The organism is Nibrella saemangeumensis (assembly GCF_039541915.1).
In the GTDB taxonomy this organism is placed as follows: domain Bacteria; phylum Bacteroidota; class Bacteroidia; order Cytophagales; family Spirosomataceae; genus Nibrella; species Nibrella saemangeumensis.
This window is the reverse complement of sequence record NZ_BAABHD010000027.1, coordinates 118813-144320: the sequence shown is the minus strand read 5'-3', so window position 1 is coordinate 144320 and position 25508 is coordinate 118813. Positions and strand designations below refer to the sequence as shown.

Below are 25508 nucleotides of genomic sequence, written 5' to 3'. Positions count from 1 at the left end.
CACTCAGCGCCGGACGGCTACGGAGTCACCTTTGGTATCCGATGGGGCATACGTCTTTTTACTGCTGATGACATACGGCAGCAGGATGGTGCCGCTGTTGCGGAGCGACCGGATATACTCCGGCAGGCGGACGTCCAGCGTTGGTTCGTCCAGGTCTACTTTAAAGTAAACACAGGTTACCGGCAGCCCCTGGCGGTCCATTTCGGCTTTGAACGCCGGGAAACTCTCCAATTGGTTGATCTCCATGCCGTCGTAGCCAAGCTCTTTGGCAAGTTTGACTTGTCTGGCCGGCGTGTTATAAATCGAATCGCCCCGAATACCGTTGTGCAGGGTAAAGAAGGGATTTCTCACCAGCCTGGCGTTCTGCTGAGCCAGCAGGGGATAGCTAATCAGGCTGATTGCCAGTATCCAGATGCGTACGATCATACCTTTTCGTTGATGCGCCAGGGTTCCCGGAGCAGCGGTGCCGCCAGCAGGGCATTTGCTGCGTTATTGCCGGTAAATTGTTCTTTTTCGGGATTCCAGTTGAGCTTTTCACCCACCTGGCAGGCAATCAGGCCAAGCTGGCTGATGGTGATGGTCCGGTGCCCGACTTCAATGGGCTCAAGCGTTTGCCGGTTGTTTTTAATACCCTCAATGAAGTCGGCTTTGTCGCCTAAGGTACCGCCCAGGTTTAGTTCACCTGCTTTTGGCTGGCGGGCGAGCAGGGCCTGATTACTGGCGGATACCTTGGGGGGGTAGCCATCCAGCAATAGCCAGCCCTCGGTGCCTTCAAACCGGATGAAAGGATGGTAATCGGGTTGCTGCTGGGCCGTCATTTCAACGCCGTTGGCGTAGCGGTAGCGGACCGTGAAGTTTATCATCGTGTCCCACAGCCCGCGCGGGAATTTACCTTTCCCTTCTACCTCGACGGGACCCGTGTACTCGCTGTTGTTGGCCCACTGAGCAATGTCGAACAGGTGGGCTCCCCAGTTCGCAATCATCCCCTGGGCGTATGTGCTGATGCGCATCCAGCCGGGTCGCCCTTTTACATCGAAGGGCTTGTGCACCCTGGCTTCGGTATAGGGTACTACCAGCGCGGGCCCCAGCCAGGCTTCGTAATTCAGCTCTTTAGGAACAGGCATATCGGGTACCACCCGAACCGGCTCCGGGTCCGACGGCAGGCCGATCTCTATTTTCTTAAGGGTGCCAATGGCCCCGTTCCGCACCCATTCCACTGCCTGGTTGTACGGCCGGAGGGAGCGAAACTCACTATCGACCCTGGCAATAATCCGCTGCTTCTCCACCACCTGCGTCAGCAGCCGACCCTGCGCTACGCTTAAGCTCAGCGGTTTTTCAATGCACAGGTGTTTTCCGGCCCGGGCGGCCATTACCCCCATCGGCACGTGCCAGTGGTCAGGAGTAGACACCATCACGGCATCGATGTCCCGCCGTTGCAGCAGTTCCCGAAAATCACTCACCGCCAGACAGCCTTTGTACTGCCCGGATTTGGTAAGCTGGGCGTAGTGGGCCTCCACCGCCTGTTTGGCTCCGTTCATACGCCAGCTGTCTACGTCACAAACGGCAACTACCTGCACATCGGGTAAGGCCAGCAACTGCGGCAGATTGACACCCATGAGCTGACGGCCGGTGCCTATCAGGGCGACGGTAATTCGGTTTGAAGGGGCCTGTTTGCCCAGCACCGACGCCGGTACCAGGGTAGGCAGTGCGAGTACCGCTGCGGCCTGAGAGGCCTGGGTAAGAAATTGTCGTCGTTGCATGAAAGCTAAGGGAGTTCTTTAATCTTTAGGTTTCGGAAAGCAATATTGTGGCCATGATCCTGCAGGAGAATATGGCCCTCGGGTATATCAGCAAAGCCTGCATAATCTTTATACTTGCTGTCGGCTACGCCCCGGCGGAAGGCCTCCGACCGGCGGTCAACGTCCAGCACTTTCACGCCGTCGAGCCAGTGTTGGATGCGGTTCTCCTGCACCCTAATGCGCGATTGGTGCCAGACACCGGTCTGAACGTCTGGTTTCCGGGCTGGCACTACATCGTAAATCGACGCCGTTTTCAGGTCGGCGGGCAGGTGTTCGCCATTGTAGATGTAGTTGGCATCGTCGATAAGCTGGTATTCGTAGCCCACCTGCGAACCCCGCTGCGGTTTGGGTAGCCGCTCTTCTATAAAGTATTTTACCCCGCTGTTGCCTCCCGGTCCCAGCTTCCACTCAAAGCGAAGATCGAAGTGGCGGTACTTTTTCAGGGTGACGATATCGCCGGCATCGCCCGACTCGGCTCCTTCCGTTAGCTCACCCCGCAATTCGCCATCCCTGACAAGCCAGCCCCGGGCGGGAAATGTCTCTGCGTACGTTCCGCGCCAGCCCTGGGTCGTCTTTCCGTCGAACAGAAGTTGCCAACCCTCGCGCTGTTCCTGGCGGGTTAATTGATTCAGGTCTGTCTGTGACCGGGCCGACGGTGCGGTCACAGTGACGAACAGCAGACAGGAAATTAGCATCCGATCGAGCATACGGGTAGGGAGGATAGGAGGGGCTTAGTAAATATATTGAAACTTTCTAAGATTTGCTTGCAAAGTTCCGATGCTACCTGCTGTTTTACTTGCATTGGGTTTGCCATAGTATGTACTATATTTGCCTGTCATGTCGGGTATCAGCAAATTAGACACTATATGAAGGCTGCCCCTGTCCTTTTGCCGGTTGAAGCCGGGCAAGATCATTCGTTTCACATTCGTTGGGAGAAAGCCAGCTTTTTCAACAATCCCTGGCACTACCATCCCGAACTGGAGCTGACGATGGTGATCGGGAGCCAGGGCCTTCGCTTTGTAGGCGACAGCATTGAAGTCTTTGAACCGGGCGACCTGATCTTACTTGGGTCGCAGGTACCTCATTTCTGGCGGAATCATCAGCCTTATTACGACAATCCGCAGCACGAGGTGGCGCAGGCTATTATCCTTCGGTTCAGGCCGGATGTATTTGGGAAGGAGTTTTTGAAACTGCCCGAGATGACATCCATCCAACAGCTGTTTGAGCGGGCCCGGCATGGCCTGTCGTTTGGAAAAAAAGCCATTAAGGAAGTGCAGCCATTGCTGGAGCGATTAGTAAGCGCAAAGGGTCCCGAACGGTTGGCGCTCTGGCTCCTAATTTTCCAAAATTTAGCTGGTCAGGCGGATGTGCGCCCGTTGTCGAAAAAGAAGTACGGCGGGCAGGGTTTATCTGAGGAGGGGGACCGTTTGACGAGGGTGCTGGATTACATTCACCGGCATATCAGTGATCCCATCGCACTTGCCGATGTCGCTCAGATAGCCTGTATGAACGAGGCTGCCTTCTGCCGCTTTTTCAAAGCCCAGACCCGGAAGACCTTTACGCAGGTGCTGACCGAAGTGCGGATCGCCTATGCGTGCCGGCTGCTGTTGGAAAGCACCATGAGTATCTCACAGGTGGCCCTTGAGGCAGGGTTTCCCAACTTCTCCCATTTTTACCACTCGTTCCGGCTGGTAATGGGAGAGGCCCCCTCGGTGTACCGGAAAAGGTTACGTAATTTATCGTTGGGGTAAGGCTTCACTTACGCGGCTGCTTTGCGAACAGCCGGTGATTTTACCACTTTTTTTACTTGGTCTTTCAGGAATTGCAGGAGTAGTTTTTCCGTACCATCAAGGCCATGAGCGCTCGTCTGCCGGTAGCGGTTTTTGTTGCGGATGTAGGGGTTCAGATCCTGACATTCATACGCTTCCAGAATCTGGGGGTGAACATAGTGCTTCCGGCAGATGGTGCGGGTATTGCCCAGCCGGTGCGATACCTCATCCAATACCGAATTAACGTTCTTCTTTAATTCTTTCTCCGTATCACAGGGTTCAAGGTCGACCAGCAGCCGCAGCGCGTTAACGGTGCCCGCCCAGGTCCGAAAGTCCTTTGCCGAGAAATCCTCGCCCATGGTTTCCTTCAGGTATTCGTTTACCATGCCGGAGTCTAGGCTCCGGCGCTCCCCGTCTTCGTCATAATACTGAAAGAGTTCACGGCCGGGTATGTCGCGGCAGGCCTTCACGAGTTTAGCCAGCCGGCGGTCTTCCAAGGTTATATCGTGGTAGATACCTTTCTTTCCTTTAAACGCAAAGCGCATGGCGCTGCCCTCGGTCTTTACGTGCCGGTCTTTCAGGGTAGTCAGGCCGTACGATCCGTATTCTTTTTCGTAGGCCGCATTTCCTACCCGGATCAGTGTCTGCTCCATCACGCTTAATGCAATGGCAATTACCTTGTCGCGGGTCAGTTCACGTTGCTTCAGGTCTTTTACAATACGGGTGCGGAGTAGCGGTAGTTTTTCGCCGAAGGAGATCATGCGAAAGAACTTGGTTTCACTGCGGATCGCGTTCCAGTCGGCATGGTAGCGGTATTGCTTCCGGCCTTTTGTATCGGTGCCCGTGGCCTGCAGGTGGCCGTTTGGTTTGGCACAGATCCATACGTTGGTCCAGGCTGGCGGCAGGGCCATCTTCCGGATGCGGGCCAGTGTTTCTTCATCGTCTATTTCCTGGCCCTCTCTATCCAGATAAACAAAGCGGTCCCTTTCCTGCCGGCGACTGATGCCGGGCATGATATCGTTCACATAAACCAGTTTAACAGCCTTTGCCGCCTTCACCGGGTCGCTGGCCAGTTCCAGTAAATCCATATAAAAATAAAAAGCAAGTCATACGTTGACCTGCTAATAACTGGTTATGCCAGGCGGAGGTTTTAAACTCTCTACATCTCGGCGGCCTTCCCAAAACAAAGCAGCGACAGGGCTACCGTATAATGGTAAAAATCGGTAGGATGGATGTATCGGTAGAACGAGGGCGCTTTGGTGGACAGGCCCATCAGCATGACGGCAAAAATAATCCAGACAGAGCGGGGATCTCGTCGCATCAGGCCATAAACCGCCATCAGCATGACAATCAGGATAGACAGGGCCGTAACCACAGGCGCAAAATCGCTGATTGGCGGCAGGCGCAGCACAATAAAAAGGACCAGGCCCAGAATCAGGGTTATGGCAAAGCTAAGGACGCCAACGGTGAGGTTATTAAGCAACGCCCATACCGCCGTCACGACGCTGACAATCCCCAGGCTTCCGGCCAGGGTAATCAGGGAATGATAAATTTGTTCGATGGGATGGTAACCGGCAAACCACAACAGACCGGCCACGGCAGCCAGCGAAATCGTCAGTAAGAAGAAGCCCCACAGGAGTCGGTTATACCGGGCCATGCGCTGATAATAATGCCAGAAAACGCCGAAACCGGTACCGGCCAGGACCGCTTCAGACAAAACATGGGAAAAAATCATTTCTTCAGTTAGGGTTTTACCAGTAAAAGAAAACCGCCGGAACGCTATACTATATGACAGGCGACCAACAATAGTTATAACCAAATACGATCCCCGGTTGGTGCGCAAGTCCGGATAATACTTTTGTACTTTGGCAGTTTCGCTCTACTTTTACGCCAGTTTTACAATATCCTTCTTCAGCGAAGAATTATCGCCAACGATCTACCAACTGTCATGAGTGTTTTAGTCAATCGCAACTCAAAGGTCATAGTTCAGGGATTTACCGGCTCCGAGGGGAGCTTCCACGCGCAGCAGATGCTGGAATACGGTACCAATGTAGTCGGCGGGGTAACGCCCGGAAAAGGTGGTCAGACGCATCTCGACCGACCGGTTTTCAACACCGTTCGTGATGCTGTGGAGCAAACCGGGGCCGATGTATCCATCATATTTGTACCCCCCGCTTTTGCCGGAGATGCGATTATGGAAGCTGCCGACGCCGGTATTCGGGTGATCGTCTGCATTACAGAAGGTATTCCAACCAAGGATATGGTGGCCGTGAAGAATTACCTGCAGGGTAGAGATGTCCGCCTGATCGGCCCCAACTGCCCCGGTGTCATGACCGCCGAAGAGTGTAAAGTAGGCATCATGCCCGGCTTTATTTTCAAGAAAGGTACAATTGGTATCGTTTCAAAATCCGGTACGTTGACCTACGAAGCCGTTGACCAGCTGAGCAAAGCCGGTCTGGGTCAGACTACGGCTATCGGTATCGGTGGTGACCCCATTATTGGTACGACTACCCGTGAGGCCGTTGAACTGCTGATGAGTGACCCTGAAACGGAAGGTATTGTCATGATCGGCGAAATTGGTGGTGGGATGGAAGCAGAAGCCGCCCGCTGGATTAAAGAGAATGGTAATAAAAAGCCGGTCGTCGGGTTCATTGCTGGTCAGACTGCTCCGAAAGGTCGCCGGATGGGCCATGCCGGTGCTATTATCGGCGGAGCCGATGATACCGCTGCGGCTAAGATGGCCATTATGCGCGAGTGCGGTATTCACGTCGTCGAATCGCCGGCGCTGATCGGTGAAACCATGCTGAAGGCGCTGGGCCAGGCATAAATCAATGTGGAGCCGGTTTTGCCACCCTGGTTGAAACGGCGGTCTGACCCAGGTTTGATCGGGCAGAGAAACTGGGTAGTGGCTGGAATCGGGGAGACTTTTCGAAGTTTTATATAATTTTGTGATAGCCGGAACGGTGTGTTCGTTCCGGCTTTTTCGTATGCCTGCTGGAGTAAAAATTTTCTGGATTATCGTACTGGCCTGGGTTGGCCTCACACCGTCTTTGCTGGCACAGACGCAGGAGGGTATCGGCCCCGACCGAAGCTTCTATCCGGTCTACGACTTCCGCGACGATTACCTGGTGTACGATGAGTCGTTTAAAACCTATGTACCTTTTCTGAACGAGCAGCATAGCACCATACCGGCAACCAGTGTATTTATTGATCTGGAGAGCAACCGGAACTATAGTATTCTGCTGTCTGCTCAGCAAGACGCCTATCTTTTTATTAACGCGGCACTCAAGCGCAAGCTGCCAGCTAATCAGTGGCAGGTTCTCAACATTGATAGTCTCTATCAGATTTATCACCAGCCGGAGATATTTCTGACTATTTACGGATCGCCCGGTATTGAGGGCAAGCAACTCTTCCTCGGTTACCCCAAATCGGCGACGGAAAATCCGGTCGTGCTCAGCGATGAGGGACTGAATATCCGTCCACGACCTTCATCCGTTTACGATGATTTTTTCGGCTTATGTCTGGTTTTTTTACTGGCCACCCACGCCTTTTTGTATAGTTTTAACCGGCGGGCGTTCCTGCGTTTTTACAGCCTTCGGGATCTGCTCTCGCTGCGGGTCAGGGAAGAAACCTTTCTGATCAATAAGCCGTTGAGCCGGATTACTATGCTGTTTCTGCTGAATCTCAGCTTTGTTTCGGCTTTTCTGGTGATGTTTGTGCAGAGCCGTAATATCAATCTTTTTTCGTCGCGGTCGCTGTTGTTAGCGGGCCAGCAACTGCCTGAACTTATTGCCGATTTCTTCCTGATTAGTGCGGTTGCTTTTGCTTTATTGCTCAGTAAATATTTCGTGCTTTATGCGCTGGGGAATCTGTATCGTCTGGAAGGAATCACTAATATTCACTATTTCAAGGCTTTACAATCATCACTTTTATTCTTTACCGCCATTGTCCTTCTGCTGACCATCATTACTTACAATGTGCCTGACATTTCCTGGCTCAATGCCTACCTGATGATTCCGTTTGTTACATTCTACCTGACCCGGCTTGCCCTGCTGTATCTGGTTATCACAAATGTAACTTCCATTAAAAATCTCTATTTATTTTCGTACCTTTGCATCATTGAATTGATCCCGCTGATAATCGGTGTACGGTTCGCGCTGTAAGGCAACCGGGTTCAGCTTCGACCCTTAAACGAGGTTTATTCAATGAACGAAACAAGCACGCAGAATGCGCAGGAGCGGATGACCAAAGTTTCCAATATCCTGATTTCCCAGTCCAGACCGGCCGACGTAAATTCTCCCTACTTCGACTTAGCCAGTAAGTACAATCTAACTATCGAGTTCCGACCTTTTATCCAGATCGACGGCGTATCGTTTAAAGATTTCCGTAAGCAAAAAGTCAATATTCTCGATCATACGGCAATTATTTTCACCAGCCGGAATGCCATCGACCATTTCTTTCGCATTTGTCAGGAAGCCCGCATTGAGGTGCCGGCTGATATGAAATATTTCTGTATTTCTGAGCAAACCGCCAATTACCTGCAGAAGTATATTGTGATTCGGAAACGGAAGATTTTTTCGGGAACTAAAACAGCTTCGGAATTATTTGATCTGATCAAAAAGCATAAGAATGAGAAGTTTCTGTTTCCATGTTCCAATATCCGGCGCAATGATATTCCGGAATTTATGGACACCAGTGGATTGCATTTTACCGAAGCAGTGATGTACGAAACGGTTTCGTCAGATGTATCTGATCTGACTATTCATAATTTCGACATTATCGCTTTTTTCAGCCCGTCGGGAGTGACATCGTTGTTCAACAACTTTCCGGATTTTAAGCAGAACGGGATCCGGATCGCGGCTTTTGGGCCAACGACGGCCAAAGCGGTTACCGATGGCGGGTTAATCCTTGATATTCAGGCTCCGTTACCCAACGCACCGTCCATGACGGGGGCGCTGGAGCTGTACATCAAAAAAGCCAACAATCTTTGAACGGACAGGTTATGTAGAGGCTGGGCGTGACGTCCAGCCTCTTTTTTTGTCTCAATAATTTTGCATATCCGGCGTTTACTTGATAAAATGCCGGCCAAGGCAAAAAAAAATACGACTAGCACCATTCGCTTCGGCTCCATATGATTTGTAAGCTTTACTGTTCTGCGTTTTTTCTGTTCGTACTTCTGACGGGCCGCGCTGCTTTTGGGCAGCAGGATCCTCAGTTTAGTATGTATATGTTCAACCCGCTGTACTACAACCCGGCCGCAGCCGGCTCCGAAGGCGTCACGCGCTTTCAGCTCATGCACCGGACGCAGTGGGCGGGGTATCAGCCTACCTTCGACGATGGCGGGTCACCGAGTACGCAGTTGTTTTCCTTTAACATGCCCCTGGCACGCATCAAGAGCGGAGTGGGCCTCTACGTAATGAACGACCGGCTCGGCCCGATGACCAATCAGGCATTGCAGGTGTCGTATGCGTACCGGATGGCGCTGAAAAACGGGACGCTGTCGCTGGGTGTTCAGGGTGGGGTATACAGTAAGGCAATTGACTATGGGCGGCTACGGCCGCGTGAAGGTGGTGATCCGCTGATTCAAACCGGCCGGATTGCCGAGACGCAGCCAGATCTGGGAGCCGGCGTTTATTATAATACGACAGACTATTGGTTTGGCGTTAGTATGATGCATATCAATCAGGCCGGATACCGGCTGGGCACCGAGCGGGGTACTAATCCGCAGGTCCGTACCGCTTACCTGACCGGTGGGTACCGGCTGGGCATCGGCTACGACCTGGATGTACAACCCTCGCTGCTGGTGAAGACCGACCTGAATACCGTATCGGTTGAGGGAAGCGTAATTGCTACCTACGAAAACCGCTACTGGGCCGGCCTGTCGTATCGCCAGCAGGACGCGCTGATTGCAACCATAGGGCTTAGTATGCTGCGAAACAACGCGTTACGTTTTGGGTATGCGTTTGATTTTACCGTTGGCGGTCAGGATGTGAAAAGTCCGACGTCTCACGAGGTTCTGCTTAGCTATTCGTTACCGGCACCGGACCCCCGCCGGAAGCCGATTATTCGTACTCCTCGTTTCCGGTATTAATAAACAATTAAAAAACAGAAGGCTACTTAGAAGTGATTTTATGCGCTTAACAATTTGGCTGCCTTATTGTTAGGCAGTTTGCAGATAACGTTGTATTTTTGGGGATACTAACTCGTCAAAACTAAGCAACCGTAGTCGGCGAACGCATACTTTTGAATGGCCTTGTTACGTTTTTAACCAAAAAAAAAGTAATCATACAATAACCCAACGGATTTTCGTTTTTAGACTGGTCTTGCACAGGTTCTTAATGTACACTACAATTATGAAGTACAACGGTTATACTATTTACGCAACTCGTGTGTTATTGGTCGCGGCTACGGTTCTGCTCATGCAGGGTTGCGGGTTTTTGAAGTCCAAGTTTGGTGGCGGTAAAGGAAAAGGTGGTGATGTGGGAATTACCAATGGTGAACTTACCGCTACGGCCCGAAAAGGCTATAAGCAAACGACACCGTATGGTATGGTGCTGGTTCCTTCGGGTTCATTTATCATGGGTCAGGCCGACGAAGATGTGGCGGCCACTCAGATCAACATGAACCGCCGGGTAACCATCAGTTCGTTCTATATGGACGATACGGAAATTACCAACCATGAGTACCGGCAGTACGTGAATGCCCTGATGGCTGATTCGGTGTCAGTGATGGGTGAGGAGGAAATCATTGCCAAGTATTATCCGGATACCACCGTGTGGAAAAATGACTTTACCTACCACAATGGTGACCCGATGCTGGAGTATTACTTTGCTCACCCGGCATTTGATAGCTATCCGGTTGTAGGCGTCAGCTGGCAATCGGCCCAGCACTTCTGCCAATGGCGTACGAATCTGTATAATGACTACCGGACCAAAGAAAGTATGGTGCTGTCACCCCGTTTCCGGTTGCCGTCGGAAGCCGAGTGGGAGTGGGCTGCCCGTGGTGGTAAGCCTGGTGCCAAATACCCGTGGGGTAATCCCTATGTAGCCAACGGCAAGGGCTGTTACCTGGCTAACTTCAAACCACAGCGGGGTAACTTCGACGCCGATGGCTATCCGTATACGGCCCCGGCCAATGCCTACAATCCAAACGATTATGGTCTGTATAACATGGCAGGTAACGTAGCTGAGTGGTGCCGCGATGCCTTTGCCGAAAACTCAAATGCCATTGTTTGGGATATGAACCCGGATAACCAGAATCCCGATGAGCCGCGTAAAGTGGTGCGTGGTGGATCCTGGAAAGATATTGCTTACTATCTGGAAACCGGTACGCGTTACTACGAGTACGAAAATCAGAAGCGCTCTTACATTGGTTTCCGGTGTGTGATGGATAACCTGGAGGGCCGGACAGCATCTGCCCGCAACCGGGGCGTTCGGACTAACGCTAAGCGTCGCTAGTAACTTAATCTAAAATACAATTCAATACATCCCAATTCAATTTTTGTAACATGGCTAAGAGTAACGGTTCAAGTTTTTTCTTTGACAAATTTTTGCCAACTGCGTATAGCTTAGGAGCGGCTGTCGTTGTATTAGGCGCTCTTTTTAAAATACAACACTGGGAAGGTGGTGGAACCATGTTAACCATTGGTCTTATGGTTGAGGCTGCCATTTTTGCCCTTTATGCTCTTCAAACCTTTGCCCAGCCTGCTCAACGAGAGCCGGACTGGTCCCGTGTATACCCTGAACTGGCCGACGATTATCAGGGCGAACTGCCTTCACGTGCCAAGGCTAACGGTCAGAGCAACGGCCTGACGGTCGGGCTGGATAAAATGCTGGCCGATGCGAAAGTAACGCCGGATATTTTTGAGCGCCTGGGTACCGGCTTCCGGAGCCTGAGTGATACAGTTGCCAAGATGAATGATATTACCGATGCTACTGTAGCTACCAATGAGTACGCCCGCAATGTAAAGACGGCTGCTCAGTCTATCAATGACATGAACAAGTCGTATGGTGTGGCTATTACGGCAATGACCTCGATGGCTGATGCAACCACGGATGCCAAAGATTACCGGACCCAGTTCCAGAAGGTTACTCAGAGCATGGGTGCGCTGAACGCCGTGTACGAACTGGAGCTTCAGGATACCAATAAGCACCTGAAGGCCATGAATGCGTTCTACGGAAACCTGACAACCGCGATGGAAAATATGGCCGATGCCAGCCGTGACGCGCAGCAGTTCAAGAATGAAATGGCCAAACTGACCAGCAATCTGGCTTCTCTGAACAACGTATACGGCAGCATGCTGACTGCCATGCGTGGACAGTAATCTTCTATTTGCTTCAGGTTTCAAGTTTCATGTTCCAGGGTTGGGCTAGTAGGCTAATCCGGACATGAAACCTGAAACTTGAAATCTGAAATAATTCTGAAACTACCTTAAAAAGTAACAAGTACCATAATTTATGGCAGGCGCAAAAGAGACACCCCGTCAGAAAATGATCGGGATGATGTATCTGGTATTGACCGCGATGCTGGCCTTGCAGGTCAGCTCGGCTTTGCTGGAGAAATTCATCCTGCTCAACAATAGTTTGGAGACGTCTACGGGGGCCGCTAACCGGGTAAACCAGGCCACCTTACAAAACATTAAAGGTACAGTTGAGAAGTCCGGAAACCGGGCAGCTGACCTCGCAATTGTTAAACAAGCCGAAGAAGTTCGTCAGTTAACCTCAGGCGTTGTCAGCGAAATTGATGCCGTAAAACAGCGGCTCATTACCGAAGCTGGTGGCGGTCTCGACGAACAGGGTAATATCAAAAACCCGAACGAAGAAGATAAAGTAGCCATCATTATGATCGGTGGCAACAAAAATGGCGTAGCGTACGAGATGAAAAACAAGCTTAACCAGTACGTTGAGCAGTTATCAAAGTATTCTACCGCTAAGTTTACGCCGTTGGCGCTGGACGCGAAGGATGACCCCATCGCTAGTCGGGCTCCGGAGCAGCGTAACAAGGACTTTGCCGAATTGAACTTTGCGCAGACGCCGGTTCCGGCTGCGTTGGCCGTATTGAGCCAGCGGCAGATGGACATTCGCCGGATGGAAGGTGAAGTGCTTGATGTTTTGGCGTCTAAAGTAGGTGCGCAGGACGTTAAGTTCGACAAGATTATGGCCATGCTGAGCATGGAGTCAAAGGTCGTTGTTGCCGGGACAAAAGTAAAAGGTGAAATGTTCTTGGCGGCTTCATCATCAGGGGTTACTCCCCGGATGAGCCTGAACGGTGGGGCCGTGCGGGTGCAGGATGGACGTGGTCTTATTGAGTTTACCGCACAGGGTGGCGCTTATGATAAGAACGGTCTGGCACGTCGGGTGCTGACAGGCTCTATCTCGTACCAGGCGCCAAATGGTGAGGTTAAAACGGTACCGCTGCAGCAGGAGTACTTTGTGGCTAAGCCGTCTTACCAGATCGAAACCGGAACAATGCCGCCGTTATACCTGGGCTGTGCCAACAAGTTGAGTATTCAGAGCCCGCAGTTAGGCGCTTTGTGGAACCCAAACTTTTCGGCTAATGGCGCTGATGTTTTATCGGGCGGTGAGCGGGGCAAAATTACTATTGTGCCGAGCTCTGCTCAGGTAGCGTTGAATATCAGCAACGGTGGAAACCTGTTAGGTACCGAGCGCTTCCGTGTAAACCGCGTACCACGGCCGACGCTGGAAGTCTATGCTGGTGGCTCTAAAATAGATGAGCGCCGGGGTATGCCGGCGTCTGCCGTCCGTAGTGTTCGGGTACAGGCGATCGCCGACGAAAGTTTCCGCAACTACTCACCGGATGATGCCAACTTCCGGGTATCCAGCGTTACGGTCTCTCTGGCCCGTGGTTCACGGCGGGTGGGTAACCCCGTTACGTTAGGTTCCGGTGGAGGCTCTTTGGGAAGCTTAGCTGCCGAAGCCCAGCCAGGTGACCGCTATGTAGTGGAGATTGAAGGTGTACAGCGTCGCAACTTCCGGGGTGAAATCAGTGATGTGCCGATGGGCCGTCCGATTGTTAACATTCCATTGAACTAAGTTGCACTAAACAGGCAACAGATTCGTTAATACATTGCACGAATAAAGAGACTGAATTGACAATGAAGCAGACGAAAACATTGCGGTTTTCTGTAGGTGCCGTAGCCGCTGCGTTGCTGGCTATGGCCGGTGGGAGTGTGATGGCGCAGGAGAAGCCTACCAGTAGCGCGAACGATCTGTCGGTTCGGCCGATCAACGATCAGGACATCATGATGAAGAAGACTCTTTGGCGTCGGATCGACCTGAAGGAGAAGCAGAATCAATCGATGTTTTCGAAGAATAATGAATTATCGAAGTATCTGATGGAAGCCGTGAAAGCGGGTCTGCTGGATGCTTACGAAAATGATTCGGTGAAGACCAAAATGACGCCGGAGAAATTCCAGCAGAAAATCATCATGCCTAATACGGGTGGTGGTCTGTCGGCGGAAGAAATCGCGGCTGGTTTTGGTCAGGAAGGTGCCAAAGCCAATGATGGTTGGGGCGACGCACCGAAGGATAAGAATGCAGCTAAAAAACCGCCCGTTGATGACGGTTGGGGTACACCTTCATTGAAGAAGGCTACCACAGGTCCGGTAGATGACGGCTGGGGAACTCCGGCACCTAAAAAGTCGACGGCAACTGCCAAGAACGCTAAAGGTAAAAAGGGTGCCAAGACGACCCAACCGGTTGAGCAGCCTAAAGTAGATACAGTAGCTAAGGCTCCTGCTATTCAGGGTGATGAGTATTTTGCCCGTGACCTGAATATTCTGGAAATCAAGGAAGACTGGATTTTTGATCGCAAGCGTTCACGGCTAGTGTATGATGTCCAGACCGTAACGCTGTATCTGCCTGCTGACAAGAACCCAGCTGGTCTGGAAGTTCCGGTTGCTTCTTTTAAATACAAGGATCTGGAAAAACTGTTCCGCAGCGACCCGAAGAAGTTTATCTGGTATAACCCGCAGAACCAGGCACAGCACAGAAACCTGGCTGATGCTTTTGACCTGCGGTTGTTCTACGGCCGGATTACGAAAGTATCCAACCCTGAAGACAGAGACCTGATTGGGATGTTTGGCGACAAAGAAGGGTTGCTTCGTTCTTATCAGATTGAACATGATCTGATGGAGATGGAGCATGGCCTGTGGGAATACTAACAGCATAAAATAAATAAAAAAGGCAGCCTAAAGCTGCCTTTTTTATTTATAATCAATTTGCCGCCGATAGTCTGTTTTACAACGAATGCTTATAGAGCGGCAAGCGTTTCAAAGTATTGCTTGATCTTCTGAGCCTTGTCGCTGCCGACCACTTCGGCTATTTCTTCCAACGGCGCTTCGCGGATCTTTCTGACCCCTTTAAAGTACTTTAGCAATTTAGTGGCTGTCACCTTACCAATGCCTTCAATGTTTTCCAGTTCGCTAATCAGGCTGTTGCGGCTTCGTTTATCGCGGTGGTAGGTAATAGCAAAGCGGTGTGCTTCGTCGCGGATACGCTGGATTAATTTGAGGGACTCTGATTTTTTGTCGATATACAGCGGCAAACTATCCTCTGGAAAGTAAATTTCCTCTAGCCGCTTAGCAATGCCGATGATAGGGATTTTGCCGTATAGGTCTAGTTCTTTCAGCGCATCACAGGCGGCACTAAGTTGCCCTTTACCGCCATCGATCACGATTAGATCAGGCAGATCTGAGTTTTCTTCCAGAACGCGTGTGTACCGGCGGGTAACTACCTCATGCATGCTGGCAAAATCATTTGGTCCGATAACGGTTTTGATCGAGAAATGGCGATAGTCTTTGTTGGACGGTTTGCCATCAATAAAGCAGACCATCGCCGAGACCGGATTCGTGCCCTGAATATTTGAGTTATCAAAACACTCGATCCGGCGGGGAATATTCTTCAACTGGAGATCCTGCTTGAGCCGGATCAGCACCCGGTCTTTTTTACTGGCGTTGGCAGTAGCCTCGGCGTTAGCTTGCTCAGCCCGTTCGCGTCGAAAGTACAGCACGTTTTTCATCGACATATCCAGCAGTTTCTTCTTATCACCAATCTGGGGCAGCGTGATTTCCGCCTTCAGATCCATATCAAGCGGGATATTGGTAATAATCTCCCTGGCGTCGCTGCCGTACTGCTCCCGGAACTCAATAATCAGCATGGCCAACAGGTCGGCATCAGTTTCATCCAACTTCTTTTTTACTTCTACAGTATGGGTTTGAATAATGGTGCCGTTGACCACCTTCATGAAATTGATATAAGCCGCCGATTCATCCGACGCGATGGTAAAGACATCAGCATCGGCGATCTTGGGATTAACGACCGTTGATTTGCTCTGGAAGCGCTGCAGCACATCAAGCTTCTCTTTATACTGCTGGGCCTGCTCAAAGGCCAGTTCCTGGGCAGCCTCTACCATTTTGCCTTTAAAGTAATTCTGTACCGGTCCCAGGTGTCCTTTCAAAATGGAGTGCACCTGTTCAATATCCTTATTATAGTCTTCTTCTGATTGCCGGGCTTCGCAGGGGCCTTTGCAGTTGCCGATATGGTATTCCAGACAAACTTTAAACTTGCCGGCTTCAACATTCTCCGGGCTCAGGTTATAGTTGCAGGTGCGGATAGTAAACAGTTGGCTGAACATCTCCAGCACTGTATACATTGGCCTCAGGTTGGCGAAAGGGCCGTAGAATGTTCCCATCTTGCGATCGATGCGTCGGGTGGTGATTACCCTGGGAAAACGTTCGTTGGTAACACAGATAAACGGGTAGGTTTTATCGTCGCGCAGCAGAATGTTGTACTTTGGCTGATAGCGTTTAATGAGCTGGTTCTCCAGCAGCAGCGCGTCGAACTCGGTGTGCACAATGGTGAACTCAATCTTACGGATCTGGCTGACCAGCCGCAGCGTTTTTCGGTCGTGCTGACTGGATTTGGTAAAGTAGCTGCTAACCCGGTTTTTCAGGTTTTTGGCTTTACCGACGTAAATAACTTCTCCCTCGGCACTGAAGTACCGGTAAACGCCGGGTTCTTCGGGTAATTTGGCTAATTCCTTTTTATAGTCGAATGCTTCAGACATAAGCGGCTAGTAACTACCAGAAACGAGTAGCTGGGCAGGTTACCGTTGTAAAAACAAGCGGCAGATGTGAAAGGTTGCCTGTCGTACATCGGTGTAGGCATGCTGAAGGGCCTCATCCAGCAGTTGAGGCCGGTTCAGGATAGAAAAAGCGGCTGTCAGCCCGGTGGCGGCCACTTCCTCGGGTGTTAGTTCCAGCGTACCGCACAAAGCTACCACGGGTATACCAGATGCGTTGGCCCGGTCGGCTATGCCTTTCAGCAGTTTACCCTGAAGCGTTTGCCGGTCGGTTTTTCCCTCACCGGTCAGCACCAGGTGGGAGCCGGCGAGATGCTGGTCAAACTGTACCTCGTGCATGATCAGGCGAACACCTTCTTTCAGTTCAGCATTCAGGAAAAATAAGGCGCCGGCCCCTAAGCCTCCCGCAGCGCCGGCGCCGGGGACCTGCGCCAGGTCTGTGCCAAACTGCTGCTTTATTACCTCCGCGAAGTGGTGCAGACCGGCATCCAACTCAGCTACGATTGCCGGAGATGCCCCTTTTTGCGGTCCATAGATGGCGGCTGCTCCATTAGGCCCGTATAGCGGATTGGTGACATCGCAGGCGACCGACACCGTCAAATTGTCGGGTAAGAGAGACGATATGGGTGCTTTAATGGATCGAATCTGCTGTAAAGCAGCACCGCAAGGAGTAAGCGTTTGTCCATGCTGATCGAGGAATTGCCATCCCAGCGCTGCGGCCAGCCCGATGCCCGCGTCATTTGTCGCGCTGCCGCCGATACCCAGCACGATATGTTGGACACCCATCGCCACCGCCTGCTGAATCAGCTGCCCCGTACCGAATGTACTGGTCTGCATCGGGTTGTACTCAGACCGGTCCAGCAGTCTTAAGCCCGACGCCTGCGCCATTTCAACGAACGCCGTTTGCCCATCGGCCGAAACACCGAACCCAGCCTGAATACTCCGGCCGAGCGGATCAAGCACCGGAACGGTATGCCAGTGGCCGTTTGTCGCGTCGGTCAGTACCTCAGCCGTTCCTTCTCCACCGTCGGCTAGTGGTAGCGCTACTATTTCTGCGTCAGGCTTAACCAGCCGGATGCCTTCGGTCATAGCATCGCATACCTGCCGGGCGGTCAGGGAGCCACGAAATTTATCGGGAGCGAGGAGGAGTTTCATAGTGGGCAGTGTGCAGTAGGCAGTGTGCAGTTAGCAATAGGCAAACAAAGAGGTTAGCTCAACCCAATCTGCCAACTGCCTACTGAGTACAGCCTACTAGTTTAAAATTTCCTCTTCTTCCGTCGGCACCACCTTAGGTGGCGTATATTTTTGGGTTGAATCGATGTAGTAGCCTCCGCAATCAATCTGAAAATTGTTGGGTTTGCGGAAAGGCTCCGGTTTATAACGTGGCAGACTGGGATCGGCGTACACCTTCTTCATGTACAGCGCCCAGGCCGGCATGGCCAGGCGGGCTCCCTGACCAAACTCGATGCTCCGGAAGTGGATACTGCGATCATCGCCACCGACCCACAGACCCGATACCAGGTGTTGGGTCATACCCATAAACCAGCCATCGGAGTAGCTTGAGGTAGTGCCCGTTTTGGCCGCAATCTGGTTACCGCCTTCCAGGAGTTTATACATAAAGCGGAGCCGGGCGGCTGTGCCATTACCTTCTTCGACCGCACCACGCATCAGATACAGCATTTCGTAAGCCTTATCGGCGCTGATGACCTGATTGGCTTCCAGCGAAAAGGTTTTCAGGATGTTTCCGTTCTTGTCGGTGATGCGCAGAATCGTCAGCGGTTTTACCCGATGCCCGCCGTTGACAAAAGCACAGTAGGCCGCTACCATTTCATAGACGGAAACTTCACCCGTTCCCAGGCTTAGCGTCGGGTTCTCCGGCAGGTCGCTTTCGATACCTAATTTACGAGCGTATTCAACAACGGACCGGGCCTTTGTCTTCTTGATCAACTGCGCACTAATGGAGTTAATAGACTGCCCTAAAGCCTCCCTCAATGACAAATCCCGGTAGCTATATCGACCGGTTGAGTTTTGGGGAGTCCAGGATGGGCCGCCGTTATTATCCTCCCCATGCGCGAAGGTAACCGGTTGGTCGGTCAGGCGGTCACAGGGGGTCATAAAGTTCTTATCCAATGCGGCCAGGTACAGGAATGGCTTAAAGGTAGAGCCGGGCTGCCGGCGTCCCTGACGAACGTGGTCAAACTTCATGTGCTTGAAGTTTACACCACCTACCCAGGCCTTCACATAGCCGGTGTTGGGGTCCATCGACAAAAATCCAGTACTCAGCAAACGCTTATAGTACCGGATTGAGTCCAGAGAGCTCATGGTCGTATCTTTCTCATTACGCGGGCCCCCGTAAACAAATACTTTCATTTTGTTACGCTTTCGCATCTCCCGCCAGATAGCCTGTTCATCCTTGCCAAACTCTTTCTTCAGTTGCGCATACCGGGGGGTCCGGCGGGCTACCTGCTCAATAAAATTCGGTAGTTCTTTCCAGTTGCCGTTTTTGTCTTTGAATACCCATGGATTGCGGCCGCGCCAATGCTCGTAAAACAGGCGCTGTTGCGTCCGCATGTGTTCCATCACCGCAGCCTCGGCGTAGGCCTGCAGACGGGAGTCGATCGTGGTATAGATTTTCAGTCCACTGGTGTTGAGGTCCAATTCGGCGTTCGGGTTGTTCTCGTTGTATTCATCCACCCACTTGATCAGATCATCCTTGATAACCGCCCGGAAGTAAGCCGCCATACCCGTATTATGGTTTTCAATGCTGAAATCCAGCTTGATGGGCTTCTGCCGGAAGAGTGCAAACTGCTCGTCGTTGAGAAACTTGTATTTGCGCATCTGGCCCAGCACTACGTTACGGCGTTGCAGGGCCCGCTCTTCATACAGTCGCGGGTTAAACCTAGACGGATTTTGCAGCATCCCTACCAGCAGGGCAGCTTCTTCAATATCCAGTTTCCAGGGTTCTTTGTTAAAGTAGGTTTTAGCTGCTGTCTTAATACCGAATGTGTTGTTGCCAAACGACACCGTGTTTAGGTACATCATCATGATTTCCTGTTTGGTGTAGTTGCGTTCAAGCTGGACCGACAGAATCCACTCCTTCGTTTTGGCAATGACGGTCCGTATCAATGGAATATTGCCAAGGACACCCCTGTACTTCTCGCTACGGGTTTCGAACAGGTTTTTGGCTACCTGCTGCGTCAGGGTACTTCCACCCCCGGAACCACTGCTGCCCAGCATAAAACCAAAAGCCGCCCGGAACACCGAGCGGGGGTCGATGCCGGAATGCTTCACAAACCGGGCATCTTCGGTGGCAATCAGGGCAGAGATGACGTTGGGCGATACCTGCGTAATTTCCACCGGCGTCCGGTTTTCCAGGTAATACTTTCCCAAGAGCTGTCCGTCTTCGGTGTAGACTTCCGAGGCTAATTCACTTTGGGGGTTTTCGAGGGCTTTCAGGCTCGGCATGCCGCCAAACAGGTACAAAAAGTTGTAACTGACAGCCACCACATAAAAAATTAGCAGGGTAATAGCAACCAGGGTAACTCTCCAGAGACTTCGGATGACATTCCGGTACAGACCAGGCTGTAGTTGAATCATTCTTTACGATCAAGTTTATAGTTGGGTAACCGTTTGGCCGCCGGTAAGCAGCCGGCCGTGTTTACCGCTTCGTATACAAAAACGTTTTTTCGGCTTATCTCCGCTTGGCGGTTGGCCCGTCGGCGGCCGCCTGCAACTCCTTTACATGAGGCACCAGCGAACTGGCCGGGTAATCACGAATAAACTCCGACAGCGCCTGCCGGTACGCATCAGCACCGTCTACGCGGCCAATCAGCATTACGCGCAACAGCGCCAACTTATCTTCTACATGGCTACCGGCAAAGGTAGCCAGGGCGCTCTGAACCTGCGAAAGCGATTCCGGATAATTTCCGGCTTTGTACTGCGCGTACGCATCGGTATACACCTGCTGCGCCTTTATCTCCGAATTAGCCGATGGGGTACCCTCCGCCGAGCGACCCGCCAGCCGGGCGTACGATGAATTCGGGAACTCGGCCAGCAGTTTTTCTTTCCAGCCTGATGTCCGGCCAGCCTGTTCATTGGACAGGTGAAGCAGGTAATACACTTCGGGTTTGTAGCCTGAATTCGGGAAGCGGGTCAGCATCTGCTCAAACGTGCTGATGGCGTCGGCCGGCTGGTTTAGTTGAAACTTGTAGAGTTTTCCCAAGCCATAGTACGCGTTTTCCATTCGGAACTTCGATTGCTCCATCGCTTCCCGCGTGAGCGGAATCTGCGCGTATAAGGCATCTCGCTGTGTTCTGGCAGCCGCGCCCTGTCCTCCGGCGACTCCATCGGTGGCGGGATTGGCCGTTATAGCCGGAACTGGGTTAACCGCATTGGCGGGATTTGCACCCGTGAGGGGGTTATTATCACCAGCCAGGGCTGCTGATGCTTCTTTAGTACTCCGGCGCCAGTTGTCTTCCAGCGGCCGATTACCCCAGCGCTGCGTAAACTCCTGACGGCCCTGCGAGAGCCGCACCGGATTGTACAGATACCACCGCTCATTCGGTTGCAGATCGGACGTGGTGGCCAGCGCGTTGTTGGCATTCGACGGACGGTTGGCCGCCTGTTGGGCCAGGGCGGCCTGCGTGCGACTTTGCTGCTCGCGCTGGGCAATGACGTTATCGAGGAATTTATCCAGGGCAGCCGGATTCATCTGGGCCAGGCGCTGAAGGCTGTCCTGTGTCTGAATGGTCGTGTAATAGTCGACATACTCGTCCAGCACCTTCTTCCGGTTGGCAACCTCGGCAAATTGCGGAGCCTGCGCCGGTAGCAGCGCCAGGCTGCTGTCGTAATACATTCGCGCCCGGACGTAGTCATTCTTATGCTCAAAATACAACTTTCCCAGTTCCAGGTAGGTATAGGGGATCTGGGCGGTGTTGGTGGTAGTCGTCTGGATCGACTTGCGGTAGTAGTCAACGGCCTTGTCGTAATTCCCCCGACGGGCTTCCACCAGGCCCATTGTGTAATAAATCTTATCCTGTAAGTCGGCGTTTTTGCGGTCTTCCAGCATTCGGTTAAACGTATTCGTTGCCTGAGCGGCCCGTTTGCCGTCGCTGGTCAGGCCCTGACTTTGCACCAGGTAGATATTGGCGTAGAACGACTGGTCGTAAGTAGGCCGGGATTGCAGTACGGAGGCAAAATGCTCCGAGGCTTTAGCGGATTGTCCGATTACATCGTAGAGCTGACCCGCAATCAGGTGGAGCCGGGCGGTGCTTTCGCCTTTCTTCAGCATCGGGAAGGTAGCGTCCAGGATGGCCGCAGCCACAGCGTATTCGCCTTTCTTCTGATGGAGGTAGGCTTTGGTCAGGTAATAGTCGCGGGTATTGGCTTTGGTAAGCGGCTGCGCCCGCAGGTATTCGGCCACGTTCAGACCGTTTCCGTAATCGCCGGTCTCGACATAAGCTCGCATCAGACCAATCAGGGCCTGGTGTTTATCGTTTTCATCGGTGCCTCGGGTATTGACGTATTTGAATACCTCCATGGCGTCATCAAGCTGCTGCTTATGGAGCCGGGCTTTACCAATGATGACAAAGCCGTCGTCGAGCCATTTGCTGTTCTGGTGCCGCTCCGCGATCATTGAGGCTTTCTTGATAGCGTCATCCAGCTGGGCTTTCACTGGTTGGCTGACCGTGGAATCAAGGGGCAGATAGATTGGGAGAATCTGGTTGTAATTTTCCTGCCGGGTTTTAAAGAGGATCGTTTCTGCTTCCTTCAGCCGGTCCCTGGCAATAACGTAGGCATTATAATGGGCCGTCAGGTTATGATAAGCTTTACTGATGGGCTTGTTACTGTATTGCGAACAGGAGAGCAAGCCATTGCAGACGCCTGCCATGACTAGTGCCATCGCCAGCATTTGGCCTGCCCGTTTATTCATTGTACCTCGCATTGGTTCGGATGGATTGTGCCGCTACGGCTTGGTAACCTACCGCTGGGGCAGTACCTTCGCAACGCCTTAACATAAACGTTTTTGGCCCGGCATCCCGTATTGAAATTATGCTAAATTAGTGATTTTTACGGAAAACTACCAGATAATCCCTTCGTTGCATGGCTGAGGAACCTAGTAATCAGGAGAATAAAAACTATAAAGATAAGTTTGATGATGCCCGCGACAAAACGTCGATGTACGCCCGTTACAGCAGTATCGCCTTTCAGATGCTTGGTACCATTGGCCTGGGTGTCTGGGGCGGAATGAAGCTGGACGAATGGCAGGGTAATGAAAATCCGATCTGGACCATCATCCTGTCGCTTACCTCCATCGGTGCATCGCTGTATCTGTTTATCCGCCAACTACCCAAACAGCCCTGACCCTATGTGGCGAAGTGTCCTGTTTACGGCGGTCCTGGCAATTGTATTTTTCGCAGCCGAATATTTTATGCAGGCCCGGTGGGTGCATCCGGCCTGGAAGATAATCCTTCTCTTTTTTCTGAGTGTTTCGTTCCTGCTGCACCGGCTGATGGAGACTGGTTTTCAGAACAAACGCGAGAAATTCGTCCAGTTTTACATGGCATCTATCGTAGTGCGGCTGTTGCTCAGTATTGCCTTTGTTGCCTTCTACTTATACCGGCAGGTGGAGCAGAAACAGCTCTTTGTCGTTACCTTTCTTGTACTATATATATGTTACACGGGTTTTGAAATATACGGTTTGAGTCGTAACTTGCGACGCGATTTGTAAGACCGCACCCCAATTTCATATGATTCGCTCGTTGTTTCATAAGTTTCTCCTCGCTTCTGCCCTGGTTATGAGCACGTTTGCTGCGGTACAGGCCGAAGACCCCCACGAAGAAGGCGCCGAAGGCAAAGATTTCAATGTTGGTGAGATGATTATGCACCACATTAAAGACGCCCACGAATGGGAACTCGCTCACGGCCTGATCATCCCGCTGCCGGTTATTCTGTATACCCAGGACCGGGGTGTGGAGGTATTTTCTTCGGCCAATTTCCATGGTGATAATGCGCACAATGGGTACATCCAGGATCATGGTCACATCTACCGCGCCGGTACCGATGGTAAGGCTGATGAAAGCGTAAAAGTCTACGATTTCTCGATTACCAAGAACGTAGCGTCGCTGCTGCTGAGTGCGCTGATCCTGCTGCTGGTGTTCTTCTCGGTCCGGAACGGATATGAGAAAAACAAGGGACGCGCGCCGAAAGGCCTGCAGTCGTTCCTGGAGCCGATCATCCTATTTGTGCGGGACGAAATTGCCCGGCCGAACCTGGGTCCGAAATACGAACGGTACCTGCCTTATCTGCTCACGCTGTTCTTTTTTATCCTGGTCAATAACCTGCTGGGTCTGCTGCCCGGTGGTGCCAACGTAACCGGCAACATTGCCATTACCCTTTCCCTGGCAGTCATCACCGCGTTGATTGTCAATTTCAGCGCCAATAAAGATTACTGGATGCACCTTGTTAAACCAACGGGGGTACCCATCGCACTGCTGCCGATCATGATTCCGGTAGAGATAGTAGGCGTTCTGATGAAGCCTTTCTCGCTGATGGTCCGGTTGTTTGCCAACATTACGGCGGGTCACATTATCATCCTGAGTTTGCTGGGCCTGATTTTTATTGCCCGTAACCTGGGTGGACCTGGCACGGGCTGGGGCGTCAGTCTGATCGTAACGCCGTTTACGATTTTCATGAACCTGATCGAATTACTGGTCGCGTTCCTGCAGGCGTTCATCTTTACGCTGCTGACGTCGATGTATATCGGCAGCGCCATTGAAGAGCACCACCACGGTGGCGGTTCAGGCCTGGAAGCTGGTCTGGAGCCGCATCATTAATAATGCAATCTTTTGTTTCACCTAAATAAATCTGTTTATCATGTTAGCAATGTTGCTATCAATCTTGTTGCAGGCGGCCGATAACGGCGTAGGTCTGGCAGTAATGGGCGCCGGTATCGGTGCGGGTTTGGCAGCGATCGGTGCTGGTCTGGGTATCGGCCGTATCGGTGGTAGTGCCATGGAAGGTATCGCCCGTCAGCCGGAAGCGGCTGGCCGTATCCAGACTGCCATGCTGATCATCGCGGCTCTTATCGAAGCCGTGGCCCTGTTTGCAGCGGTAATCTGTCTGCTGATCTCGTTCAACCTGTAATCAGGAAATGAGTCGGTAAAACGTTACGGGCTGGTCGGTTGCATTAGGCACTGGCCGGGAAGCCCAAAAAATCGGAGAACGCCCGTCAGACCGGATTAGTCGGCTGACGGGCCCATCCAAACCCAGCCTGCGAGGGTGGGCTAGTAGCAAAAGATTGAATCAACTGATTTAGCATACACTTATCATTTTTATACCTCCATGGACTTACTTACCCCGGATATTGGTCTTTTATTCTGGCAGTTAGTTGTTTTCCTGATTCTGTTGTTTGTGCTTACCAAATTTGCCTGGAAGCCCATCGCTCAAAGTCTGAGAGAGCGGGAAGACAACATCCAGAGCGCCCTTGATCTGGCTGAGAAGACGCGGACCGAAATGGCGCAGTTGAAGTCAGATAATGAGAAGTTACTGGCGCAGGCTCGTGTTGAGCGGGATACCATCCTGCGCGGAGCCAAAGAAACTGCCGATAGAATGGTGGCCGACGCTCAGGTAAAAGCACAGGCCGAAGGACAGCGGATGCTGGAGCAGGCTCGGGAAGCTATGCAGACGGAACGGCAGGCTATGATGGCGCAGGTGAAGAAAGAAGTGGTCGCCCTGTCCCTTGACATCGCCGAGAAGGTACTTCGCAAAGAATTGAGGGACAAATCTTCCCAGGAGCAGCTTGTTCAAAATCTCGTAGCCGAATCCAATCTGAATTAAA

Annotated in this window: 23 protein-coding genes; 14 read left to right on the top strand and 9 right to left on the bottom strand. The window is 51.9% G+C overall.

Going from position 1 to position 25508, the window contains the following annotated elements; translation table 11 throughout:
• Positions 1-3: 3 nt before the first annotated feature.
• The 3 genes from ABD949_RS12385 to ABD949_RS12375 are packed head-to-tail and all read right to left on the bottom strand — an operon-like array spanning position 4 to position 2506.
• A complete protein-coding gene (locus tag ABD949_RS12385) occupies positions 4-426 on the bottom strand; it encodes a hypothetical protein (RefSeq protein ID WP_345243885.1) in 423 nt (140 codons plus the stop codon).
• Complete coding sequence (locus ABD949_RS12380) at positions 423-1760, bottom strand: Gfo/Idh/MocA family protein (RefSeq protein ID WP_345243882.1); 1338 nt, start codon at positions 1758-1760, stop codon at positions 423-425. Before ABD949_RS12380 ends, ABD949_RS12385 begins: the two co-directional genes overlap by 4 nt.
• Before the next feature lie 5 nt (positions 1761-1765).
• Positions 1766-2506 (bottom strand): 3-keto-disaccharide hydrolase, encoded by a 741-nt coding sequence (locus tag ABD949_RS12375; protein ID WP_345243880.1) that lies wholly within the window; start codon positions 2504-2506, stop codon positions 1766-1768.
• A 159-nt stretch (positions 2507-2665) separates the two neighbouring features.
• On the opposite strand from ABD949_RS12375, the gene ABD949_RS12370 reads away from it, so the two are divergent.
• A complete protein-coding gene (locus ABD949_RS12370) occupies positions 2666-3550 on the top strand; it encodes a helix-turn-helix domain-containing protein (RefSeq protein WP_345243878.1) in 885 nt (294 codons plus the stop codon).
• Between the two features lie 8 nt (positions 3551-3558).
• Here the strand turns inward: ABD949_RS12370 and ABD949_RS12365 are convergent, their stop codons facing one another.
• Both ABD949_RS12365 and ABD949_RS12360 read right to left on the bottom strand, forming a co-directional pair.
• The gene (locus tag ABD949_RS12365) at positions 3559-4656 is read right to left on the bottom strand and encodes a DNA topoisomerase IB (RefSeq protein WP_345243876.1); all 1098 of its coding nucleotides are present in this window, start codon (positions 4654-4656) and stop codon (positions 3559-3561) included.
• Between the two features lie 71 nt (positions 4657-4727).
• Positions 4728-5303, bottom strand: a complete 576-nt coding sequence (locus ABD949_RS12360; protein WP_345243874.1) for a DUF6962 family protein — start codon at positions 5301-5303, stop codon at positions 4728-4730.
• A 213-nt stretch (positions 5304-5516) separates the two neighbouring features.
• On the opposite strand from ABD949_RS12360, the gene sucD reads away from it, so the two are divergent.
• From sucD to porN, 8 genes are all read left to right on the top strand, one after another.
• Positions 5517-6395, top strand: coding sequence for a succinate--CoA ligase subunit alpha (gene sucD, locus ABD949_RS12355; protein ID WP_345243872.1), 879 nt, complete (start codon positions 5517-5519; stop codon positions 6393-6395).
• Between the two features lie 160 nt (positions 6396-6555).
• Positions 6556-7731: a DUF4271 domain-containing protein gene (locus ABD949_RS12350; RefSeq protein ID WP_345243870.1), complete on the top strand. Its 1176-nt coding sequence runs from the start codon at positions 6556-6558 to the stop codon at positions 7729-7731.
• A gap of 42 nt (positions 7732-7773) precedes the next feature.
• Positions 7774-8559 carry a uroporphyrinogen-III synthase gene (locus tag ABD949_RS12345; protein ID WP_345243868.1) on the top strand — a complete coding sequence of 262 codons (786 nt, stop codon included), beginning with the start codon at positions 7774-7776 and terminating at the stop codon, positions 8557-8559.
• Positions 8560-8699: 140 nt separating this feature from the next.
• Entirely contained in the window at positions 8700-9659 is a 960-nt protein-coding gene (locus tag ABD949_RS12340) for a PorP/SprF family type IX secretion system membrane protein (protein WP_345243867.1), read from the top strand.
• A 262-nt stretch (positions 9660-9921) separates the two neighbouring features.
• Positions 9922-11025, top strand: a complete 1104-nt coding sequence (gene porK, locus ABD949_RS12335; protein WP_345243865.1) for a T9SS ring complex lipoprotein PorK/GldK — start codon at positions 9922-9924, stop codon at positions 11023-11025.
• Between the two features lie 50 nt (positions 11026-11075).
• Complete coding sequence (gene porL / locus ABD949_RS12330) at positions 11076-11891, top strand: type IX secretion system motor protein PorL/GldL (protein ID WP_345243863.1); 816 nt, start codon at positions 11076-11078, stop codon at positions 11889-11891.
• Positions 11892-12024: 133 nt separating this feature from the next.
• Positions 12025-13620: a type IX secretion system motor protein PorM/GldM gene (gene porM / locus ABD949_RS12325; protein WP_345243862.1), complete on the top strand. Its 1596-nt coding sequence runs from the start codon at positions 12025-12027 to the stop codon at positions 13618-13620.
• 62 nt (positions 13621-13682) lie between these two features.
• Positions 13683-14750, top strand: coding sequence for a type IX secretion system ring subunit PorN/GldN (gene porN, locus ABD949_RS12320; RefSeq protein ID WP_345243861.1), 1068 nt, complete (start codon positions 13683-13685; stop codon positions 14748-14750).
• A gap of 89 nt (positions 14751-14839) precedes the next feature.
• Here porN and uvrC read toward each other — a convergent pair whose 3' ends face one another.
• The 4 genes from uvrC to porW all read right to left on the bottom strand — a co-directional run bounded on the left by uvrC (position 14840) and on the right by porW (position 22601).
• Positions 14840-16654, bottom strand: a complete 1815-nt coding sequence (gene uvrC / locus ABD949_RS12315) for an excinuclease ABC subunit UvrC (protein ID WP_345243859.1) — start codon at positions 16652-16654, stop codon at positions 14840-14842.
• Positions 16655-16693: 39 nt separating this feature from the next.
• Positions 16694-17824 carry a glycerate kinase gene (locus ABD949_RS12310; RefSeq protein WP_345243858.1) on the bottom strand — a complete coding sequence of 377 codons (1131 nt, stop codon included), beginning with the start codon at positions 17822-17824 and terminating at the stop codon, positions 16694-16696.
• 96 nt (positions 17825-17920) lie between these two features.
• Positions 17921-20266 (bottom strand): penicillin-binding protein 1A, encoded by a 2346-nt coding sequence (locus ABD949_RS12305; RefSeq protein ID WP_345243856.1) that lies wholly within the window; start codon positions 20264-20266, stop codon positions 17921-17923.
• A gap of 94 nt (positions 20267-20360) precedes the next feature.
• The gene (gene porW / locus ABD949_RS12300; protein WP_345243854.1) at positions 20361-22601 is read right to left on the bottom strand and encodes a type IX secretion system periplasmic lipoprotein PorW/SprE; all 2241 of its coding nucleotides are present in this window, start codon (positions 22599-22601) and stop codon (positions 20361-20363) included.
• A 170-nt stretch (positions 22602-22771) separates the two neighbouring features.
• Here porW and ABD949_RS12295 point away from each other — a divergent pair, with 170 nt between their 5' ends.
• The 5 genes from ABD949_RS12295 (at position 22772) to ABD949_RS12275 (ending at position 25507) form a co-directional block, all read left to right on the top strand.
• Positions 22772-23032, top strand: coding sequence for an AtpZ/AtpI family protein (locus tag ABD949_RS12295; RefSeq protein WP_425576747.1), 261 nt, complete (start codon positions 22772-22774; stop codon positions 23030-23032).
• Positions 23033-23036: 4 nt separating this feature from the next.
• Positions 23037-23399, top strand: coding sequence for a hypothetical protein (locus ABD949_RS12290; RefSeq protein WP_345243853.1), 363 nt, complete (start codon positions 23037-23039; stop codon positions 23397-23399).
• A 19-nt stretch (positions 23400-23418) separates the two neighbouring features.
• The gene (gene atpB, locus ABD949_RS12285; RefSeq protein WP_345243852.1) at positions 23419-24504 is read left to right on the top strand and encodes a F0F1 ATP synthase subunit A; all 1086 of its coding nucleotides are present in this window, start codon (positions 23419-23421) and stop codon (positions 24502-24504) included.
• Positions 24505-24544: 40 nt separating this feature from the next.
• On the top strand, positions 24545-24814 hold the full coding sequence (atpE, locus tag ABD949_RS12280; protein ID WP_345243851.1) for an ATP synthase F0 subunit C: 270 nt from the start codon (positions 24545-24547) through the stop codon (positions 24812-24814).
• 198 nt (positions 24815-25012) lie between these two features.
• Complete coding sequence (locus tag ABD949_RS12275; RefSeq protein ID WP_345243850.1) at positions 25013-25507, top strand: F0F1 ATP synthase subunit B; 495 nt, start codon at positions 25013-25015, stop codon at positions 25505-25507.
• Position 25508: the final 1 nt, after the last annotated feature.

Bases quoted from the DNA above. Each gene is read 5' to 3' on its own strand.
- porM (WP_345243862.1), top strand. From the start codon at position 12,025: ATGGCAGGCGCAAAAGAGACACCCCGTCAGAAAATGATCGGGATGATG.
- ABD949_RS12350 (WP_345243870.1), top strand. From the start codon at position 6,556: ATGCCTGCTGGAGTAAAAATTTTCTGGATTATCGTACTGGCCTGGGTT.
- ABD949_RS12385 (WP_345243885.1), bottom strand. From the start codon at position 426: ATGATCGTACGCATCTGGATACTGGCAATCAGCCTGATTAGCTATCCC.
- ABD949_RS12340 (WP_345243867.1), top strand. From the start codon at position 8,700: ATGATTTGTAAGCTTTACTGTTCTGCGTTTTTTCTGTTCGTACTTCTG.
- atpB (WP_345243852.1), top strand. From the start codon at position 23,419: ATGATTCGCTCGTTGTTTCATAAGTTTCTCCTCGCTTCTGCCCTGGTT.
- uvrC (WP_345243859.1), bottom strand. From the start codon at position 16,654: ATGTCTGAAGCATTCGACTATAAAAAGGAATTAGCCAAATTACCCGAA.
- ABD949_RS12290 (WP_345243853.1), top strand. From the start codon at position 23,037: ATGTGGCGAAGTGTCCTGTTTACGGCGGTCCTGGCAATTGTATTTTTC.
- porN (WP_345243861.1), top strand. From the start codon at position 13,683: ATGAAGCAGACGAAAACATTGCGGTTTTCTGTAGGTGCCGTAGCCGCT.
- ABD949_RS12345 (WP_345243868.1), top strand. From the start codon at position 7,774: ATGAACGAAACAAGCACGCAGAATGCGCAGGAGCGGATGACCAAAGTT.
- ABD949_RS12370 (WP_345243878.1), top strand. From the start codon at position 2,666: ATGAAGGCTGCCCCTGTCCTTTTGCCGGTTGAAGCCGGGCAAGATCAT.
- ABD949_RS12380 (WP_345243882.1), bottom strand. From the start codon at position 1,760: ATGCAACGACGACAATTTCTTACCCAGGCCTCTCAGGCCGCAGCGGTA.
- ABD949_RS12375 (WP_345243880.1), bottom strand. From the start codon at position 2,506: ATGCTCGATCGGATGCTAATTTCCTGTCTGCTGTTCGTCACTGTGACC.
- porK (WP_345243865.1), top strand. From the start codon at position 9,922: ATGAAGTACAACGGTTATACTATTTACGCAACTCGTGTGTTATTGGTC.
- atpE (WP_345243851.1), top strand. From the start codon at position 24,545: ATGTTAGCAATGTTGCTATCAATCTTGTTGCAGGCGGCCGATAACGGC.
- ABD949_RS12365 (WP_345243876.1), bottom strand. From the start codon at position 4,656: ATGGATTTACTGGAACTGGCCAGCGACCCGGTGAAGGCGGCAAAGGCT.
- porW (WP_345243854.1), bottom strand. From the start codon at position 22,601: ATGAATAAACGGGCAGGCCAAATGCTGGCGATGGCACTAGTCATGGCA.
- ABD949_RS12310 (WP_345243858.1), bottom strand. From the start codon at position 17,824: ATGAAACTCCTCCTCGCTCCCGATAAATTTCGTGGCTCCCTGACCGCC.
- ABD949_RS12305 (WP_345243856.1), bottom strand. From the start codon at position 20,266: ATGATTCAACTACAGCCTGGTCTGTACCGGAATGTCATCCGAAGTCTC.
- sucD (WP_345243872.1), top strand. From the start codon at position 5,517: ATGAGTGTTTTAGTCAATCGCAACTCAAAGGTCATAGTTCAGGGATTT.
- ABD949_RS12295 (WP_425576747.1), top strand. From the start codon at position 22,772: ATGGCTGAGGAACCTAGTAATCAGGAGAATAAAAACTATAAAGATAAG.
- porL (WP_345243863.1), top strand. From the start codon at position 11,076: ATGGCTAAGAGTAACGGTTCAAGTTTTTTCTTTGACAAATTTTTGCCA.
- ABD949_RS12360 (WP_345243874.1), bottom strand. From the start codon at position 5,303: ATGATTTTTTCCCATGTTTTGTCTGAAGCGGTCCTGGCCGGTACCGGT.
- ABD949_RS12275 (WP_345243850.1), top strand. From the start codon at position 25,013: ATGGACTTACTTACCCCGGATATTGGTCTTTTATTCTGGCAGTTAGTT.